Source organism: Bacteroides bouchesdurhonensis (genome assembly GCF_900155865.1).
GTDB classification, from domain to species: Bacteria; Bacteroidota; Bacteroidia; order Bacteroidales; family Bacteroidaceae; genus Bacteroides; species Bacteroides bouchesdurhonensis.
This window is the reverse complement of sequence record NZ_LT707020.1, coordinates 1-1,671: the sequence shown is the minus strand read 5'-3', so window position 1 is coordinate 1,671 and position 1,671 is coordinate 1. Positions and strand designations below refer to the sequence as shown.

Here is a 1,671-nt window from a genome sequence, read left to right as displayed (position 1 = left end):
TCTGTATTAGGTGAGTTTGAATCAATTATTGATAAACTATTAACTGACGGTTTTGACGTTGGAAGTTTATACAGTGATGGGTTCACATTTGATATAGTAGAAAATGATAAAGGAGCTTTATTAGGTTCAAAAGAAAGAGACTGGGATTTTCTCGATGAATTTGCTAATGGCGTAGGACCTGAATTTTCTATTTTTTTAAGTGACCATCCTTATACCATGGCTATGATGAATGATAAGTCGGTTTTAGAGGCACACCAAAGAATTGTTGATGGAATTACAGATATTCCAGGACAGATCACAGAATGGCCTGGAAACTGGAATTTATGGGATGCATTTACTACGGTGTCAATCGCTAAACAATTTATCGGAAGTTATCGTTTTGACGCCTTTACTAGCAAGGATGGAAAGTCTTTGAACAATGTAATAAGTGATAGTAAAAGTATGTCTTCTTTTTTATACCATATGTGGTCAAGTAGTTGGAATCAACGAAGAAGTTCTCAGAAACCGATGGGTAATACTTACCAATTTTATATTTGGAAAACTTTAAAAATGATAGAATAATGAAAATGAAATTATGTCCTTTTATATTCTTATTAGCTTTATTATTAGTGTCCTGCGATTCATATTTCAAAAAACTGAAAGGAACAGACTATAGTGTAGGTTGGATAGATATGCCTCAAACGACAACAGTATATTATGATTTTCCGGATGGTACTGGTAGTAGGGTAGGTATTAATATCGGTGGTGGTGTAACCGATGTATATTGGAATAAAAACTATATTTTAGCAAAAAGGTGGCACCCATATGCCGATACATTGATAGGATATTATGTGATAAAAATATTCCCGCCAGCAAAAAAAGCTATACCATGCAAAACTACAGGTCCATTATCAGAAAAGGAGTACGAAAAAATCAAAAAAGAATTAGGACTCAATGAAAAGGATATGAGACATATTAATCTTATGGAATAAATCGGATTTGTGCCAAGAGAACGGTAATTTGCGTAATTATCATATCTTGTAACTTTATATCATCCTGGTAGTGATTGCTTTTATATAAGCAATTTCTATCGGGATGATTTTATTTGTCTTACTCTGATATAAGTTGATTTTTACAATTTAGTTTAAAAGTAATTTTGATTACATGGTTAAATGCAGTCAAGAGCACAGGGAGGCTGCATTTTTTACATTTACATAATGTATTGAACAATTGACAGAGTGAAATGGTAAGAAGATTCTCACGAAGTTTCAAGTAGATTATATAGATCCCATTTGTTTAATTCGTATATCTTAGTGGCAAATCGACCCATGACGTTTTCTATAAACTGACGTTGAAACATCCTGTAGACCTGAAGGTCAGCCATTGCGGTTCTGTTATCACCGATACGTATCTGAGCATCCTGAATTCGTCGGGAACCGTCCTCTACTCCAATGACAACTATACCGGAGCGGAGCAATGCGGCAGTACGGGAAATGCGCTGATAAAGATTAACAAGTTAGCCGCAGGGACGTATTACATAGTATCCGAAGGCAACACTCAGGACGGATTTATCACGACTAATATTGAAGGGCGTGGAGTTTGTGGAACGCTTTCCACGACAATGGACCGGCCTCATGTGGTTTCTTATATCCCTACGGTAGCAAACGAAAATGTTCTCGCTTTGGGAGCTGA

Annotated in this window: 3 protein-coding genes; all 3 read left to right on the top strand. The window is 35.9% G+C overall.

Annotated features, from left to right (window positions below; translation table 11 throughout):
- On the top strand, positions 1-561 hold a 561-nt coding region (locus CZ225_RS23785; protein WP_159441802.1), incomplete at its 5' end, for a hypothetical protein.
- Positions 561-971, top strand: a complete 411-nt coding sequence (locus CZ225_RS22800) for a hypothetical protein (protein ID WP_077152715.1) — start codon at positions 561-563, stop codon at positions 969-971. The genes CZ225_RS23785 and CZ225_RS22800, both read left to right, overlap by 1 nt.
- Positions 972-1,330: 359 nt before the next feature.
- Positions 1,331-1,671: pre-peptidase C-terminal domain-containing protein (locus CZ225_RS22795; protein ID WP_129585944.1), on the top strand; the 341-nt coding region annotated here is incomplete at its 3' end.